This is a genomic window from Planktothricoides raciborskii GIHE-MW2 (genome assembly GCF_040564635.1).
In the GTDB taxonomy this organism is placed as follows: domain Bacteria; phylum Cyanobacteriota; class Cyanobacteriia; order Cyanobacteriales; family Laspinemataceae; genus Planktothricoides; species Planktothricoides raciborskii.
This window is the reverse complement of record NZ_CP159837.1, coordinates 390766-408289: the sequence shown is the minus strand read 5'-3', so window position 1 is coordinate 408289 and position 17524 is coordinate 390766. Positions and strand designations below refer to the sequence as shown.

Sequence of the window (17524 nt, the reverse complement as noted above, 5' to 3'; positions counted from 1 at the left end):
GGGAATTGAGGATGGGTTCGTTGACTTCGTAGGTCATTTTTAAAAAATCTAATTTTTTGATGTCTTTAACTGGGTGAAATACATCATTCAAACTCGGAACTTAGGTCTAGGTTTATATATTCATCATAGTTTGGTTGGTAGTCTTGCTCTATAAATGCAATTTCCTTCTGAATAAGTTCCGGATTTGATAAAATACGGTCATGCTTTTCTTTAGCTTTGTTAAAAGCTTCTTCCAAGGATTTACCTGTTGCTTCTATTGGTATTTTGTATCTTGCATTTATGTGGGTTTCCACAGTCCATTTAGTAGAATGAGACGAAACGGAAACTGTAAATTTATATAATTCAGACCGACAAGTTAGCTTAAACCCAAATGTTTTTCTTTTGAAACAACCAGTGTATTCGTGAGTAAAACTATCATATTTTATATTCTTGTCGTATTGTTGGCAAAAAGTTCTCATCTGATTTATGTTAACTGGTGTGTTTGAATTTAAAACATTTTGCTTTAACTCCATAGTTTCTAAAAATAACCCGGCTTTTTTCCTTTGAAAGTCTAAATCTGCCTCTAAGAGAGTTTCACCTATACCTATTATTTCTGATTTAAAATCATCGATACTTAAAAGTGGGCTTCTATAAAGAATAATCCATCCTTTTTCACCTTCATGTTCACAACAAATATATTGCTTGTAATACAATACTTCGCTAGTTTCAAATTTTTTAGCGTTTCTTTTTTTATTAATCAAATCAATTTTTTTATCCGTGACCTTTGACTGATTGTTTTTACCCGAGTATTTATTTAAGTATTCTTCAGTTATTTGTTCTGGATTTATAATTCGGAATGGTGCAATACAGCTATAACAGTTAATTTGCATTTGAGCTTTTTGCAAATAGTCCTCGCTATCACGTTTTGTGGTTTCTAAATATTGTTGTTCTAGCTTTTTAAGACTAGGTATTTTGATGAGATTATTTAAAATAAAAATTTGACTGTACGTTTTATTGCTTTCTTCCAAAATATTGTGTACAATAAGTAGCCTAGGATTTAGATAAATTGATATTGAATTTCCTGTTTCTAAATTGACTAACGGGTCATACATAAAACAATACTGAATAAACCGATTTACTGATCTCAGTTTTTGATGGAATCGCTGGGCTTGTTGAAAGTGGCGATTATTACAATCTATTGAGGAGTAATCGATTCCTTCAGAAATATCGATATCAAAAAAAGGTTCTTGAATTTCATTTTCTCGGTAATTCATTTTCTACAGTAGCTCCAATAACTACGATAAACGCTTAGTAAATAACAATTCATTACCCCGGTCATCAATAACTTTAACCGCAATTTCCTGATGCTTCCCTGCCTCAAATGGTGCGCTAATTGTCCCCGCTAAATGCTCCCAAACTTCATTATCATAGGTTCTCTTTAGTGCCTTCTTGATGCCGTCCCAAGCACTTGTACCGGGGAAGAAAGCCTGATTGACATGGAAACATAGGCCGTCATAGTTTGTGTCAAGAAACCACGCGGGAACGTTGTTTCCTGACTCTGACTCCACTTCCATTGTGATTGGGTCAAACACATCCAATTTGCACTATTTTACTGAAGTTAGCGATCTATGTTACACTATATATTTTCCAATGTGTGTAAATTTTTGTATTAAATAGTTGAATATTTATTGCGATTTGTTGCAATAAATTAAGTGATCGCTGGTTCAGTCCTAAATGCGATCACTTTTATTGGTTCAAACTAACAACAAAATTTAAGCACCAGCCACTACAGCAATTTACTCGTGGAGAAAATTGCTGTAACACTGAAATTGTAGCAAAAATTTTAAAACTTGGTATGAAAAACCGGGTTTTTATGCGGAATTAGCCACAAAAACCCGGTTTTTTTTCTGATTATAAATCCCGGTGGGTAAAAGATTTAGGATGGTCGCCAGCGTATGTGGCCACAATGTGACCGTTGCCCGTGACTTGATATTTATAAGTAATTAATCCTTCGAGTCCCACGGGGCCACGGGGCGGCATTTGGCTGGTACTAATGCCCACTTCCGCACCAAAACCATAGCGGAAACCATCGGCAAAGCGGGTGGAACAATTATGAAACACTCCAGCCGCATCTACTTGGGCTAAAAATTTACTGGCAGCAGCGCTATCTTCGGTGACGATCGCATCAGTATGTCCCGATCCATATTGATTAATATGAGCGATCGCCGCTTCCAGGGAATCCACAATTTTAATTGATAGGATTAAATCCGTATATTCTGTAGCCCAATCTTCGTCCGTAGCTTCCGCGATCGCCAAATCCCGGAGAAAATCACGGGTAATGCGATCGCCCCGTAATTCTACTTGATGAACTTGCAAACCTTTCGCCACCAAAGGCAAAAAATTAGCAGCAATATTCCGGTGAACTAACAAAGTTTCCGTAGCATTACAAGCAGCGGGATACTGAGTTTTAGAATCCACCGTAATGTTAACCGCTTTTTCCATATCCGCCGCCGCATCTATATAGAGATGACAAACGCCATCCGCATGACCCAACACGGGAATATTCGTGTGATTCATCACGAACTGGACAAAAGAATTAGAACCTCTGGGAATAATCAAGTCAACATATTTATCCAGTTTCAGTAACTCTTGAATTTCCTCTCTAGTGGTCAGCAATTGCACCACCTCTGGAGCGATTTTCGTTGTCCCAAGACCTTGGCGAATGGCTTTCACAATCGCGGTACAAGAATGAATCGCCTCTTTTCCGCCTTTGAGAATTACCCCATTACCGGATTTAATCCCTAAAGCCGAAATTTGAATCGCCGCATCCGGTCGCGCTTCAAAAATAATCCCCAAAACTCCCAGGGGACAAGTCACTCGCTTGAGAATCAATCCTTCATCTAGTTCTCGGTGAATTTGCACTGCGCCAACGGGATCCGGCAATTTCCCCACATCTCGTACTCCGGCAATAGTGGCTTGGAGTTTGCTTGCGGTGAGTTTCAGTCGATGATACAAAGGTTTGGCAATGCCGTCAGCCACAGCGTTTTCACAGTCGATCGCATTAGCAGCGAGAATGTCCGGGGTGGCAGCTTCCAAGGCAGCGGCGATCGCTTCAATTCCTTGATTTCTCTCCTCGGTGGACAGAATCCCCAACTGACGGGCAGCGTCACGGGTTTTGCGGGCAATATCTTCTAAACTGGGCGATCCGGTTGCAGTCAAAGTCATAGATTTAGATCGGTTACAAAACGTCAATAATTTCATCCTACCGCTGAGTTTCTCAGGGGATAAATATTTTCTGAGAAACCGGGTTTTTTTAGGGAATATCGGCGTTCCGACACAAATTATCGGAGAAACCCGGTTTCTTTGGCAGCGATTTGCTTGGGGGCGAAGGGGCGATCGCAGCCCCAAAAGCCAGAATCAGTGTCAAAATAAATTTTAGGACTTACGCAGAATATTTATCTGTAAATATTTTGCGGGGGATTTTGTAGGGGCAATCCGATGGCGATGGTTGCCCCGATCCTCTCCCTGCGTAGGTGCTGCACTTATTGCATTGTGAGCGATCGCTATGACTAACTCATCTAATTCACCGAATTCAAACGACCAAGCATCACCAAAAGACAACCGGCAATGGGACGAATTCATTGCGGTGATTGTGGCTTTATTAGGTATCGGTAGCATATTCTTTTGGATTATGCTGCGGGATAACTCAGCATTAACCTTAAAATCTCCCCAAATTTTTGTCAGTTCTCCACCATCAAGTCAATCATCAGAACCCTCAAAAGTTGCCGCTATTCAGCCAACTAGGGAAAATCAGCCCAAATTATCTGTTAATGATTCCCCAACCTTAGAAAAAGATGCCTCCTTACCGGGAAAAATTGCACCGAGTGCCACGAATCAAAACTCATCAAAATCAGACTTGGGTTCAAACGCAATAATTGGGGTGAATTCAACCGCCTCAACGCCGCAAAAATTACCTGAAACTGCATCATTTTCCACCCCAATAACCCCCCAGGTTGAAACCCCAGAAACCAGCAAAAAAAATGGTTCAGGGGCTATCCCAAAAATCCCAAATGCTGAAACCGCTACTCCCGGAGAAAATGCCCAAAAAACTGACAGCAAACCAGCGGTGACAACCCCAACAAATACGCCAACAAATACGCCAGCAGAAAAATTTTCTGATGTCCCCGATGATTATTGGGCAAAACCCCAAATTCAATCGCTACTTACGATTAACGTACTTTCGGGTTTTCCCGATGGTTCTTTTCGACCAAATGAGCCTATAACCCGTGCCGAATTAGCCGCTCAGTTGCAAAAAGTTTTTGAACATAAAGCCAAGCAAACAAGAGTTAAATATAAAGATATTACCCAAGAATATTGGGCAGCACAGGCGATTAATCAAGTTTCTGAAAGCGGCTTTTTACGGGGATATCCCGGAGAAGTTTTCCAACCAGAACAAAAAGTTCCTCGCGTGCAAGTTTTAGTCGCCCTTGCCAGCGGCTTAAATCTAAATTTGCCGTCCCAATCAGCGGGGATGATTAAACAATATAAAGATGCCAAAGATATCCCCAAATATGCCATCCAGAAAGTAGCGGCAGCGACGCAAAACCGTCTGGTAGTTAATTATCCCGATCACACATTACTGAATCCCAATCAACCGGCAACGCGGGCTGAAGTAGCGGTGATGATTCATCAAGCTTTGGCGATCGCTGGGGCAGTCGAACCGTTGAACAATTCTTACATTGTTAGTCCTTAAATTAGTCAAATAATCCTTAAATAATTGACCTTTGTGTCAGGATTTCGGGGACGCAGATCCACCGATTAGCCAAATAAAATCATCAAAGCGCTCGCTTTGGGGTACAATAAAAAGGCGATCGCTTGTTTTTTGTAAAATTTGAACATTATTGATTCGTTCAACGTTATCTTATGTTTGGTAAAATCTCTCTCAGTTCTGTCGGTTTAGTCATTGGCGGTATCCTCACCGTAGTGGGATTTGCGGCTTACTTTGCCGACTATGCCACCTTAAACCTAGCCGGATTTTTTTATGGCATTCCCTTATTACTCGGAGGTTTAGCCCTCAAATCTGCCGAACTCAAACCCGTCCCATTTAGTCAACCAACCTCCGAGAAAGTCCTGGCATTGCGTCAAAAAATGGCCACGGAAATTCAAAATCAAATCCGCAAAGACGTGACCCGGTATCGTTACGGTCAAGATGCTCACTTGGATGATTCATTACAGCGATTTGGCTTAAATCCTAACGACAAAGAACGTCCGGTACTGGCGGCATTACGGGAAATAGAAATTGATGACAACTATGGGTTAATTTTAGAATTTGACTCACCCAAATTTACCCTAGAAACCTGGCAAGAAAAACGGGAAAAAATCGAAAAGTTTTTTGGGCCAGGAATCCGGGCTGAAATTACCCAACCGAAAAAAGATAGAATAGATGTAGCCCTGATTACCCAGCCCAAAAATTAACCAGGGAAGAGAGGGTGTAGGGTGTAGGGTGTAGGGTGTGGGGTGTAGGGTGTAGGGGTGCAGGGGGGCAGAGGGGCAGAGGGGAAAGTGAATAGTGAATAGTGAATAGTGATACTTATTTTCACTTGTAGGGGCGAATGGCCATTCGCCCCTACAACTTTCCTCTTTCCCCAACAACCAACCAACAACCAACAACCAAAGAATCCCTACCCAACAACCAACCAACAACCAACAACAACCAAAGAATCCCTACCCAACAAACAACAACCAACCAACAACAAAAATTAAGCTATTTTTCCAATCGCACTACATACCATTGCAGAGTTTTTCCTGGTGCCATTTGCAACTCACAGCCGGTGGTAAGTAAATATTTCGCTTGCTCATCAAGGGAGCTATATTTTCTGATATCTGGGGTTAATTCATCCACAGGAGTCTGGGATAAAATTTGTTTTAACTTAATCAAAAGTTCCTCCCCAGTCATAAATTCTTCTTCCAACAGGTTCGGGTCTAGAACCACAAAAGTTTCTTCCGCTTCATACATAATTGGACTTGGCATCGTTTCCTCCGTTTTTTATTGGTGTTTAGTGATTGATGACTGGTGATTAAGAATTTGGCTGAACTGCAAATCACAAATCACCAATCACCAACAACGTTTATTTTACTGCGATTTCATCCCCTGGGGATTGATTATGAAGTAATGTCATCATATCTTGACAAACAAAAAAATTGTAGCTATAGTAACAGTATAGGCAAAGCATATATATTAAAGGAGAATCACAAATGTCTCATCAAGCATACGAAGCATTTAATCGTCTAGCCCGCCGATTCCATGATGCGGTAGGTGCGGAAGGCCCAGTTAAAGACAATGAAGCAGAAGAACTGGTGGCTGAATATATCAACGTGATGATAGAACATTTATCCGATGAAACTTTAAGCCAAGTTCTCGATGAATTTCGAGTTGAAAAAGAGCGGATACAAAATACAGTTTCCTCCGTGAAAACTTGGCTAGAAGAAGAAGCGGATGCCAGAAAACAAAGAGAATTTCAACACTTTATTAACGAACTGCATAGCAAAATTGCTTGCACGGTTTAGCCTAGAACCTATTTTTTGATTAACTCAGTCTTTTTTCCGCGATCGCTTGATTAACCCCCAAAAACCGGATTAAAAATTGATTTATAGCCTTTTAGCATAAGCGAAATCCCCAAACCCCCGGTTTTTTTGAACAAACCGGGTTTTTTTGTCAGAGACTTCCGAAAGCAAATCTAAAGCAAAAATTCTAAATCACATATTAATAATTTGTGAAATCCTCAGCCAAGAGCGGGACTATTTTGCTAAACTGACTAAGTAATTGGCTAAAATTCAGGCTATTCCTGGAAAACCAGTCATCGAAATTTATCGGCAAGGAGTCTACTTAATGTCTGAAAATCAGGAAAATAAAACTCCAGAAGCAACCAATCCAGAAAATACTAATCCAGTCACTTCCTTATCGGCTAATCTGATGGGGAAGTTAACAGAAATTCTGAAAAGTTGGCAGTTTAAAGTTGGCATTGCCCTTTCTGTATTATTGGCTGGATTTTTCATCATCTTCTTTTGGCAGCATTTTGTGGCAGTTTGGGGAATGAAAGCTTGGTCAGCCCGTGCGGGGGCTGAACCGATTGAATGTATGATTAAAGATACCAATAACGATCAATATGTAAGCTGTAGTGCCATGCTCAAAGACCAGGTGGTTCCCCTGGAGTGTGGTTCGAGTATCTTTAATATTGGTTGTCGAATTAATTATGGGTCGGCAGCATCCCCAAATACTCGACAAATTAAGTAAAAATAATACCTGGGGTAATTTTGCTTCTAGCAAAATTACCCTCAGCATTGGTTATTAGTTATTAGTTTAGCCAAACAACCAACAACCAATAGGGTGTGGGGTGTGGGGTGTAGGGTGTAGGGAGCAGAGGAGCAGAGGAGAGAGTGAAAAGTGACAAGTGAATAGTGAATAGTGAATAGTGAATAGTGATATTTCATGGAAATGCATCACTTTTCACTTGTACGGGCGAATGGCCATTCGCCCCTACGACTTTTCACTTTCCCCAACCAACAAAAACCAACCAACAACAACCAACCAACAACAACCAACCAACAACAACCAATAACTATTTCAGGATTAAATCCTTAAAATTTTCCACCACTTCAGGATTATTGGTTCTGATATAAGTTTGGTATTCACCTCCGTTTACCGCGTCATAAACCATAATCATGGATGGAATATTTTTGGTTGTTTCTTGATCAACAAGTTCTTGGTATTTTGCCTCTGATAAGCCCCAGACTTTGCACTCGATACTGGCATTTAAGCGTTTGCCACTTTTGCGAATCAGCACCCATTGGCAATCAGGCAAAATTTGCCTAACAAACTCTGCCGCTGGGGTGAATGAGGGAAAGCCAAAATAGTCTACCCAGCGTTGACCATCCCCTGTCGCTGACAAGAGGCGATCGCTGACTTTAATAGTTTTCCAATCAGAAGTTTGGGGACATTTGGCTAACAGGTGTTCCCAAGCTTCTAGGATTTGACAAAGTTCTGACTTATTTAATTGTTTCCAGGGTTTTCCCACCCCTAAGACTTTTTCCACCATCACAGAGGAAAACGCATCTCCTTGCTGTCGTTGATTGATTTTCTCAATAACTTGCTGTAATTCGATTTTGCTTAAAAAATTATGCAACATAAGTTTTTACCTATTGAATCAAAAAAATCCTGAAAGCGGAATAGCTAATGGGATATTTGGGCGTATTTGGGCATAAGATATGATCGATGCATATTTATGGGAACAAAGGTGAAAAATAAATAGAAATATCTTCGACAAAATCAACAATTTACTAGGGCATCAAATCCCGTTTATCTTACATACTATTATAGCACGTGGTTTTCAGGATTGCCCAGGGATTAAAGCGATTTTTTAGCTTTTTTCGGCGATCGCATAGGGAACACCAGTTTTTTTACCTAAGCCTGGGGCTGGATTATGCCTGGGTTTAATTAAGGCTGTAACTCCGGGATAAACCTGGCTTAAAATTCTGAAGAATTGGGTCTGATGCAAATCCCTCAATGTGCAAAAAATATTAGTTGGCAATCGTCAAAAGGATGGGCATCAAATCCTTGGGCAGTCAGCCCCGGCAAAAAGCTGGGTAAGTCAGGGGGCAAAATTTTGCTACAATTGACATCATCTCTGTTACAGCAGCTACTGTTAGCTCTTTTATGGACAAGGGAAGATGGACTCAGACTATTATGGGAAATCAGCAAGCAGCCGCGACATAAAAGCCTAGTCAAGTCTTGATTAAAACCAAAAAAAGATCAGAATCTACCATTTAGGAATTCCTATGATTTTTATCCCTGGATACAACATGAATGAAACGATCCATCAGAGCGATCGCACATTAGTCTACCGAGGAGAACGACAACGCGATCGCCAGCCAGTAATAATTAAAATTCCTAGGGCAGAATCGCCAAATCATTGGTTAAATATTTCGCGGATTACCCATGAGTATGCGATCGGCAAAAATTTCAACGATCCGGGATTAATCAAAATCTATGAACTCTGCCAAACTAATCAAGGAATCCCGGCTTTAATATTAGAAGACTTTGGCGGGGAATCTTTGACAAAATTTTTAGTCAATCATCCCTTATCTTGTCTGGATTTTTTGACTCTGGCGCTTCAGCTAACCCAGAGTTTAGATGTCTTACAAAAAGCACAAATAATTCATCAAAATATTCATCCCGGAAATATTTTAATTAACCCGATTAGTAAAATCATTAAACTGATTGATTTTAGCATGGCCAGCCCGGTAGAACACCTCCCTGGGCAAGGAAATAATTTGAGAGATTTTCGCCATATCCCTGGTATCAGCGCTTATACTTCTCCTGAACAAACCGGCAGAATGAATCGGGGCATTGATTATCGCACAGATTTCTATTCTTTGGGTGTGACATTTTATCAAATGTTAACGGGAAATCTACCCTTTGAAGCCAGTGAACCTTTAGAATGGATTTATTGTCATATTGCCAAAACTCCCCAGCCGATTGCCCCGTCACTAAATCCAAAATTGGCAATACCCCAGTCATTGGCTAACATTGTTTTCAAATTATTGGCGAAAAATGCTGAAGACAGATATCAAAGCATTCGGGGACTTCAAGCCGATTTACAAACTTGTTTAGATCAGTTGATTTTTACCGGAACTATAGAAAATTTTATCCTGGGACAACAGGATATGGCGGAGCAATTTCAAATTCCCCAGAAGCTCTACGGTCGAGAAAAAGAACTGGCGACTTTAATTAAAATTTTTCAAGCGGTTAATTCGGCGAGTAAGTCTGGCCATGATGCCATGAAAAAAAAATGTCCCCGCCACCCACAAGTCGTTTTAATTTCTGGGTATTCTGGGATTGGCAAATCTGCCTTAGTCCGGGAAATTCATCAGCCGATTGTGGCGAATCGGGGTTATTTTATTGGGGGAAAATTCGATCAGTATCAGCGGAATGTTCCTTATTCCGCGTGGCTGAATGCAATGCAGGAATTAATTTGCCAAGTTTTAACGGAAAGCGAAGCCAAAGTGCAAGCTTGGCAGGAAAAAATTATGCATAAGTTAGGCCAAAATGCTCAGGTCATGGTTGAGGTCATTCCTGAGTTGGAATTGATTCTGGGTAAACAACCGCCAGTCAAAAAACTTGGGGTGACGGAATCAGAAAATCAGTTTAATTTACTGTTTTTAGAGTTGATCTCGGTGTTTAGTCAGAACTCTCCATTGGTGATATTTTTGGACGATCTCCAGTGGGCAGATTCTGCTTCCCTTAAGTTACTAGAGTGCTTGATTTTCGATATTGCATCCGCAACGGTTCGCGATCGCGATTCCCTTTCCGGATCCGCTTCGCGGAATCGCCCCTTAGTCAGCAACAGTTCAGGGGAGGATCCAGAAGCGATCGCCCCGGTTGACCCATTATCGGTTCCTGACAGCGATCCTGACAGGGATCCTGAGAGCGATCGCCCCAGTCGTCTGGTGATCGTGGGGACGTATCGCGATCGCGATCTATCGGCAACTGAAGCTTGGCAATTGACGTTAGATCAAATTCAATCTAACCCTCAGCCTAACCCTCAGCGAGTCACCGAGATTAAACTCCGTCCCTTAACGATTAATGCGATCGATGAACTGATCAGTGATACCCTGCAATGTCCTCCAGAATGGACTCAACCCTTGGCAGAACTGTTATTTCATAAAACCAGCGGCAATCCTTTTTTCTTAAAGCAACTTTTACAATCTTTGTATCAGCAAAAGCTATTAATATATAACCGGGAAACCCGCCGCTGGCAATGGGATATCGAGCAGATTCAATCCGTAGAAATTACCGAAAACGTCGGGGAATTAATTCAGAAAAAATTGATCAATTTGCCATCAGGCACTTTGGAGATTTTAAAATTAGCAGCTTGCCTAGGCAACCGATTTAATTTAGAGTTTCTGGCGATCGCTGCCCAAACTTCTTTGGTAATTACCCTGGAACAAATGCAACCGGCAATCCAAGGTGATTTGATTGTCCTCCAAGGACACGATCCTTATGCGATCGCCTGCCTAAATCCCTACCTAAATCCCTGCCTAAATCAGGGGAAAATGACGGTAATTTCCCAGGATTTAGAGACCGCAAAGTCTCTACAGTCAGACATTGAAATTATTAAGTTTCCTCAATTAGTTTATCAATTTTTCCATGACCGAGTACAGCAAGCAGTTTATGGCTTAATTTCTGCCAATGAATCTAGCAAACTTCATTTAAAAATTGGTCAGTCGCTTTTGCAACATACGCCACCGGATCGACGGTATGAGGAAATTTTTGCCATTGTGAATCAAATGAATTTGGGCAGCAGCAGCATCACCGATTTATCTCAAAAATATGAATTAGCTAGATTAAATTTAATGGCCGGACAAAAAGCAAAAATAGCGACGGCTTATGAAGCGGCTTATCAGTATTTAACGATGGGGTTAAAACTGCTGACACCAGAAAGTTGGCAAACCCATTATGACCTGACCCTGGTGCTGCATATCGAAGCCCTACAAGCGGCTTATCTGAATATGGAATTTGCCCAAATTGAACCCTGGGCTGAGGTGATTCTGCAAAATGCCAAAACTACCTTAGAACGAGTTAAAGTATATGAGCTAAAAATTCAGTTTTATATCGGTAGCAATCAAATTCAGCCAGCGGTGATGAATGGGTTGATTGCCTTAAAAGAACTAAAAATTATCCTACCTCAATTTCCCAGTCAATTTTCAGAGTTTTGGGAAAAATTGCTGGCTAATTTATTTATAGAAGAAAATCAGATTACATCTATAAAAAAATTACCATTGATGACCGATACCTATCAATTAGCTGCCATGCGAATATTGCTGAATTTAGCCCCACCCACCGCCCAGATTAATCCGAGATTATTCAGTTTAGTGGTGTTAAAAATGGTGCAATTATCCCGGACTTATGGCAATTCTCCTTTTGCGGCTTATGGGTACGGAATTTATGGGGCGCTTCTCTGTCGGCGGGGGCTGGCGATCGCCCTGGGATATGAGTTAGGTCAACTGTCTTTAAATTTATTGGATAAATTTGAGGCTACGGAATTAAAACCCAGAGTCTATCGAACGTTTTATGGTCAGATTAATGTAGCCAAATGCCACTTAAAAGAAAGTATTATACCGTTAAGAGAAACGGTTCAATCAGGGTTAGAAAACGGAGACTTTGAATATGCAGGATATGCAGCAGTTGATGAGTGTCTGCACCGTTTTTTCTTGGGCGAAAATTTGCTATTTGTGTGGCATAAGGCTACGCAATATCTGGAATTATTAGCACCCTTGAATCAAAATTTAGCGATCGCCCAGTTAAATCTCTGGAAACAATTGGCTTTTAGTTTAAGTCGCCGTGAATGCGATCGCCAAACCGAGCAAATTTTCCCGAACCAGGAAGCATCTAGCCCTCTAGCGGTCAACCATGCCAACGCCCTGGCAAAAATCATAGTAGCTTATTTACGGAATCAACCAGAATCAGCAATTGAGACGATCGAGAGATATCAAAAGATTCACCAGGATGCGGATTTAATAACGCAAATTCAATTTAAATTTTATATTTCTTTACTGTTATTAATGCAGGGGCGAACCTTGCCAAAAAAAGAACAGCGCCGACTGTTAAAAATTGTCACCAAGTATCAAGGAAAACTGAAAAAGTGGGCTTTGTCTGCGCCGATGAATTTTCAGCATAAAGTTGACTTGGTGGCAGCAGAAACGGCGCGATTACTTGGGGATGCAAATCAGGCGATCGCCGCTTACGATCGCGCCATTACCGGAGCAACGCAACAAGGCTATATCCATGAAGCGGCGATCGCCAACCAAAGGGCAGGAGAATTCTATCAAGAACGGGGCAACCAGAAAATTGCCGAAATTTATCTGCGGGATGCTTATGATGGTTATTTAAATTGGGGAGCGATCGCGATCGTTAAACAACTAGAAACCAAATATCCACAACTATTTTCCTCCAGCATCACTCAACCAATCAAGCTGGATTCTGCCGCCACAACAGATCAAATAGATCCGATATATCGGATAGATCGGACATCCCGTCCCATCACCCCCACTCAACCCCCGTCCGTGGATTTCAATACAGTCATCAAAGCCTTGCAATCTCTAAGCAGTGAAATAATACTGGAAAATTTACTCGATCAAATTATGACAATGCTGGTGGAAAATGCCGGGGCAACTACGGGCTGCCTGCTTTGGGAATTAGAAGGCACCTGGGAGATCAAAGCCAGGGCAGTCTTAAATGAAGCCCAAACCATCATGGGTGAAAGTGCTCCGCACCGCTGTCGCGAACGTTCCCCGGTAGAAACCCGTGAGTATGTCCCCTTGTCGGTGATTAATTATGTGGAGAAAACCGGCGAAGATTTGGTCCTAGATGATGCCACCCTGGACGAACGCTTTAGCCAAGATGCTTATATCCAGACCAAGCAACCAAAATCAATGATTTGTACATCAATTCTGCATCAGAATAAAATGATGGGTTTGCTGTATTTGGAAAATCATCTCACCAGTTCCGCGTTTAGCTCCCAAAACCTGACCATTTTAAAACTCCTCTCTTCCCAAGCAGCGATTTGCTGGGAAAATGCCCAGCTTTACAACAGTATTTCCCTCCGGGAAAAACGGCTGCGTTCTCAAAGCAGCACCTTACTAAAACTCTCGCAGCGAAATCGACAACAAAATTCTCTGGAGTTTAGAAAAGCTTATGCGCCAACTCAAGATATTTTTGCCTTAGTCAACCGCAATTTTCAGCAGAAGCTAACCAGTCTGTCCCAGGATTTCACCCCTGGCAAAACTCATAGCAGCGATCGCTCCGACGATCTGCTGTTATCCGTCAAAGAAATCCTAGAAGCCAGTGCTAGAACCTTGGAAATTGAACGAGTCAGCGTCTGGATCTACAATGACCAACGCACTCAGATAAAATGCTTCGACCTTTACGAACAGACTCCCAACCGTCATACCTCTGGCATGGATCTGTCAGTTTCCGACTATCCGACGTATTTTCGGGTTTTATCCACGGAACGAATTATCGCCGCCTACGATGGTCGCACCGACATGAGAACGGCGGAATTTCGCGACCAATATTTAATTCCCCTCGGTATCACCTCCATGCTGGAAGCCCCGATTCGCGTAGGAGGGCAAATGGTGGGAGTTTTATGCCACGAACATATCGGTGCGCCCCGGCATTGGGCGATTGAAGAAGAAAACTTTGCCGCCTCGTTAGCGGATTTATTGGCCTTGGCCATTGAACGGTCTTATCGGGCGAAAGCGGAACAAGAACGCGATCGCTTCTTTAGTCTCTCCCAAGACTTACTCTGCGTCATCGATTTTCAGGGACAATTTACCCAACTCAACCCCGCCTGGGAAAGAACCCTCGCTATCTCCACCGAACAAATGTTAGGCAAATCATTTCTGGAATTTGTCCATCCCGAAGACCGACCCAGCACCCAGACAGCGACAGAAAAACTGGTTTCTCAACAAGAAATCATTACCTTTGAAAATCGTTATCGCTGTGCCGATGGTTCTTATCGGTGGCTATTTTGGAACGCCACACCGGATCTGGAACGGGAATTAATTTATGCCGTAGTTCACGATATCACCTATCGCGTAGAAGCCGAAGCCGCCCTGAAGCAAGCCAACGAAGAGTTGGAAATCCGGGTAGAAGCACGGACGGCGGAACTACAAGAGGCGATCGCCTCCTTGCAAAATGCCAACAAGCAACTCCAAGATGAAATTATCTTCCGTAGAACCACCGAAGAAGCCCTGCGCTATTCCCGATCTCGCTTAAAAGACCAAACCCAAGAACTGCAAAACGCCTTAGATCAACTCCAACGCACCCAAATTCAACTGGTACAAAATGAAAAAATGGCCAGTCTCGGACAGCTTGTAGCGGGAATTGCCCATGAAATTAATAACCCCGTAAGTTTTATCTATAGCAATCTCGATCCCCTGAACCATTACATTAATGACTTATTGCACTTATTGAATCTTTACCGGCAAGAATATCCCCAAATAAACCCGATTATTGAAGAAGGAATCGCCGCCGTTGAGTTAGATTTCTTAGTCGAAGATATCCCGAAACTTTTAGAGTCCATGAAAAGTGGCGCCGATCGCATTAGAAAAATTGTCCTGTCTTTACGGAATTTTTCTCGCCTCGACGAAGCGGCCAAAAAACGGGTGGATATCCACGAAGGACTGGAAAGCACCTTATTAATTCTGCAAAACCAACTCAAAGAAATTCAGCTAGTTAAAAACTTTGGCGAATTACCCCCCGTTGAATGTTACTCCGCCCAAATCAATCAAGTCTTTATGAATATTCTCGCCAATGCGATTGATGCCCTTCAACAAAAATATCTCAACTCCAAAGAAAAACCAGCGCAAAATCTATCATCCGATGAGAATTTCCCTCAGATTATCATCGAAACCGAACAGATCCATGAATCTGTGAGAATTAGCATTGCCGATAATGGCTTGGGAATTCCCGAAAACATCCAAAACCGGATTTTCGATCCCTTTTTTACCACCAAACCTGTGGGCAGTGGCACCGGACTCGGACTCTCTGTGAGTTATCAAATTGTAGTGGAAAAACATCAAGGCAACCTTTTCTGTCATTCTGAACCGGGCAAAGGAACAGAATTTGTCATTATTCTCCCCCTGCGTTTACCGGATTAATTAATCTATGGGTGGGTAGGGGCGGGGGGTGTAGGGTGTAGGGGAAGAGGATGCATAGGATGCATAGGATGCATAGGATGCATAGGATGCATAGGAAAATTCTCTATTCTCTTTTCTCTATTCTCTTTTCTCTCTTCCCCCCACACCCTACACGACGGCGGCTTCTCCCTACACCCTACACCCTACACCCTACACGACGGCGGCTTCTCCCTACACCCTACACCCTACACGACGGCGGCTTCTCCCTACACCCTACACCCTACACCCTACACCCCGCTCCCCATTACCGATAAGGCAACGGATCCGATAAGCCCAATTCAGCAAAAGCCGCTAACCGCAATTGGCAGGAGTCACAGACCCCACAAGCTTTTTCCTCTCCGGCATAACAAGACCAAGTATGTTGCCAAGGGACGCCCAATTTATTGCCTAATTGAATAATTTCGGTTTTGTGCAACTCCAGTAAGGGGCTGATAATAGCGATCGCCTGTCCTTCGCGACCTTGTTTTGTCCCCAGACGAAACACTTCCTGCATCGCTTGAATGTAATCTGGGCGACAATCGGGATATCCCGAATAGTCCAAAGCATTGACCCCAATATAGACTCGTTCGGCAGCGATCGCCTCCGCATAAGCCAAAGCAAAACTGAGAAATATCGTATTTCGGGCTGGGACATAAGTCACCGGAATTTGACTTGCCATTTCCGAGAGCGATCGCCCTTCCGGCAAATCAATCCCATCATCGGTTAACGCTGACCCCCCCCACTGCCGCAAATCAAAGGTAATCACCTGATGGGCCACCACTCCTGCGACCCTCGCGATCGCTGCTGCCGAATCCAACTCGCGGCGATGCCGTTGTTGGTAATCAAACGAAATTGCATAACATTCACAACCATCGGCCTTCGCTTGATACAGCACCGTCGAGGAATCAAGTCCTCCCGACAATAAAATGACTGCTTTCACGGATTTTCCTGTTAATACATTACAAATAGATCGGAATCTTTGGGATATATTACCAATTACTGATTAATCACAACCACCTGATGCCTTGGGCGCTGCGGAAAAAATCAGCATAAATACTCATCAACCAGCCCATTAGTCCCTTTGCTTAATATTTATTCACAATAATAACCGTAAATACCCTCTAATTTGATGCAATTTGTATCTTTTTGCAAAATTACTTCATATCTTTTTTGGGAAAACTTCGCTATAGTAGAAACATCGATAAAAAATCAAAGAAATCAAAGGTAATTATTATGTCAACGATTCCTACATTTGAAAATAAACAACCCTTATGGCAAACCGTCGCCATCTTAACTTTAGGCTTCTGGCTCAGTGCTTTGCTCCTATTAGATGCGGTAATTATGCCCAGTATGTATGCCTCCGGCATGATGACTCAATCGGATTTTGCCTCAGCGGGTTATACAATGTTTTCAGTTTTTAATCGGATTGAATTAGTTTGTGCCGCCCTAGTTTTAACTGGACTTTTTACCACTTTAGCATTGCAAAAAGAAGGAGAAAATAAAAATTTAATCGCCATTATTTGCTCCCTGATGCTCATGGCTGTTGCGTTATTTGATACCTATGGCTTAACTCCTCAAATGAGTGCTTTGGGAATGCAGCTTAATCTGTTTGACCCCGCCGCCCCAGCCCCCGTAGTAATGAATCAAATGCACGCCGGTTATTGGGTTTTAGAAATGCTGAAATTAGGCGCTGGAACCATTGTCTTGGGCTGGTTTATCCACCACCATGAACATTTGATTTCTGAATAGGTAAATGATTCAGTAAATCTGTGAAATATTAAACAATAATCAACAAAAACCCCGGCTT

13 protein-coding genes are annotated in these 17524 nt (G+C 42.3%); 7 read left to right on the top strand and 6 right to left on the bottom strand.

Translation table 11 applies throughout. From position 1 onward, the window contains the following. Positions 1-83: 83 nt before the first annotated feature. The 3 genes from ABWT76_RS01620 to ABWT76_RS01610 form a co-directional block, all read right to left on the bottom strand. Positions 84-1253 (bottom strand): hypothetical protein, encoded by a 1170-nt coding sequence (locus tag ABWT76_RS01620; RefSeq protein WP_354635537.1) that lies wholly within the window; start codon positions 1251-1253, stop codon positions 84-86. Between the two features lie 21 nt (positions 1254-1274). Further along, positions 1275-1571 carry a hypothetical protein gene (locus tag ABWT76_RS01615; protein WP_242049869.1) on the bottom strand — a complete coding sequence of 99 codons (297 nt, stop codon included), beginning with the start codon at positions 1569-1571 and terminating at the stop codon, positions 1275-1277. A 319-nt stretch (positions 1572-1890) separates the two neighbouring features. Next, positions 1891-3204, bottom strand: a complete 1314-nt coding sequence (locus tag ABWT76_RS01610; RefSeq protein ID WP_354635535.1) for a glutamate-5-semialdehyde dehydrogenase — start codon at positions 3202-3204, stop codon at positions 1891-1893. A gap of 340 nt (positions 3205-3544) precedes the next feature. On the opposite strand from ABWT76_RS01610, the gene ABWT76_RS01605 reads away from it, so the two are divergent. Then, positions 3545-4732: an S-layer homology domain-containing protein gene (locus ABWT76_RS01605; protein ID WP_354635534.1), complete on the top strand. Its 1188-nt coding sequence runs from the start codon at positions 3545-3547 to the stop codon at positions 4730-4732. A 170-nt stretch (positions 4733-4902) separates the two neighbouring features. After that, entirely contained in the window at positions 4903-5454 is a 552-nt protein-coding gene (locus ABWT76_RS01600) for a DUF2854 domain-containing protein (protein WP_054465113.1), read from the top strand. Positions 5455-5743: 289 nt separating this feature from the next. On the opposite strand, the gene ABWT76_RS01595 is transcribed toward ABWT76_RS01600, so the two are convergent. Next, complete coding sequence (locus ABWT76_RS01595; protein ID WP_054465114.1) at positions 5744-6010, bottom strand: chlororespiratory reduction protein 7; 267 nt, start codon at positions 6008-6010, stop codon at positions 5744-5746. A 224-nt stretch (positions 6011-6234) separates the two neighbouring features. Here ABWT76_RS01595 and ABWT76_RS01590 point away from each other — a divergent pair, with 224 nt between their 5' ends. Further along, the gene (locus ABWT76_RS01590) at positions 6235-6546 is read left to right on the top strand and encodes a hypothetical protein (protein WP_054465115.1); all 312 of its coding nucleotides are present in this window, start codon (positions 6235-6237) and stop codon (positions 6544-6546) included. Between the two features lie 256 nt (positions 6547-6802). After that, positions 6803-7273, top strand: coding sequence for a hypothetical protein (locus tag ABWT76_RS01585; protein WP_231636637.1), 471 nt, complete (start codon positions 6803-6805; stop codon positions 7271-7273). Positions 7274-7598: 325 nt separating this feature from the next. On the opposite strand, the gene ABWT76_RS01580 is transcribed toward ABWT76_RS01585, so the two are convergent. After that, complete coding sequence (locus ABWT76_RS01580; RefSeq protein ID WP_072160673.1) at positions 7599-8165, bottom strand: hypothetical protein; 567 nt, start codon at positions 8163-8165, stop codon at positions 7599-7601. A 363-nt stretch (positions 8166-8528) separates the two neighbouring features. Between ABWT76_RS01580 and ABWT76_RS01575 the strand changes: the two genes are divergently transcribed. Together ABWT76_RS01575 and ABWT76_RS01570 are read left to right on the top strand one after the other, a co-directional pair. Further along, a complete protein-coding gene (locus ABWT76_RS01575; protein ID WP_054465116.1) occupies positions 8529-8771 on the top strand; it encodes a hypothetical protein in 243 nt (80 codons plus the stop codon). 67 nt (positions 8772-8838) lie between these two features. Continuing rightward, positions 8839-15699, top strand: a complete 6861-nt coding sequence (locus tag ABWT76_RS01570) for an AAA family ATPase (protein ID WP_354635533.1) — start codon at positions 8839-8841, stop codon at positions 15697-15699. A gap of 283 nt (positions 15700-15982) precedes the next feature. Here the strand turns inward: ABWT76_RS01570 and queC are convergent, their stop codons facing one another. Continuing rightward, the gene (gene queC / locus ABWT76_RS01565) at positions 15983-16657 is read right to left on the bottom strand and encodes a 7-cyano-7-deazaguanine synthase QueC (protein ID WP_054465118.1); all 675 of its coding nucleotides are present in this window, start codon (positions 16655-16657) and stop codon (positions 15983-15985) included. 293 nt (positions 16658-16950) lie between these two features. On the opposite strand from queC, the gene ABWT76_RS01560 reads away from it, so the two are divergent. Beyond that, a complete protein-coding gene (locus ABWT76_RS01560; RefSeq protein ID WP_054465119.1) occupies positions 16951-17466 on the top strand; it encodes a DUF4149 domain-containing protein in 516 nt (171 codons plus the stop codon). Positions 17467-17524: the final 58 nt, after the last annotated feature.

Excerpts from the sequence above, each read along its gene's own strand:
- ABWT76_RS01620 (WP_354635537.1), bottom strand. The coding sequence starts at position 1,253 with ATGAATTACCGAGAAAATGAAATTCAAGAACCTTTTTTTGATATCGAT.
- ABWT76_RS01610 (WP_354635535.1), bottom strand. The coding sequence starts at position 3,204 with ATGACTTTGACTGCAACCGGATCGCCCAGTTTAGAAGATATTGCCCGC.
- ABWT76_RS01605 (WP_354635534.1), top strand. The coding sequence starts at position 3,545 with ATGACTAACTCATCTAATTCACCGAATTCAAACGACCAAGCATCACCA.
- ABWT76_RS01600 (WP_054465113.1), top strand. The coding sequence starts at position 4,903 with ATGTTTGGTAAAATCTCTCTCAGTTCTGTCGGTTTAGTCATTGGCGGT.
- ABWT76_RS01595 (WP_054465114.1), bottom strand. The coding sequence starts at position 6,010 with ATGCCAAGTCCAATTATGTATGAAGCGGAAGAAACTTTTGTGGTTCTA.
- ABWT76_RS01590 (WP_054465115.1), top strand. The coding sequence starts at position 6,235 with ATGTCTCATCAAGCATACGAAGCATTTAATCGTCTAGCCCGCCGATTC.
- ABWT76_RS01580 (WP_072160673.1), bottom strand. The coding sequence starts at position 8,165 with ATGTTGCATAATTTTTTAAGCAAAATCGAATTACAGCAAGTTATTGAG.
- ABWT76_RS01575 (WP_054465116.1), top strand. The coding sequence starts at position 8,529 with ATGCAAATCCCTCAATGTGCAAAAAATATTAGTTGGCAATCGTCAAAA.
- ABWT76_RS01570 (WP_354635533.1), top strand. The coding sequence starts at position 8,839 with ATGAATGAAACGATCCATCAGAGCGATCGCACATTAGTCTACCGAGGA.
- ABWT76_RS01560 (WP_054465119.1), top strand. The coding sequence starts at position 16,951 with ATGTCAACGATTCCTACATTTGAAAATAAACAACCCTTATGGCAAACC.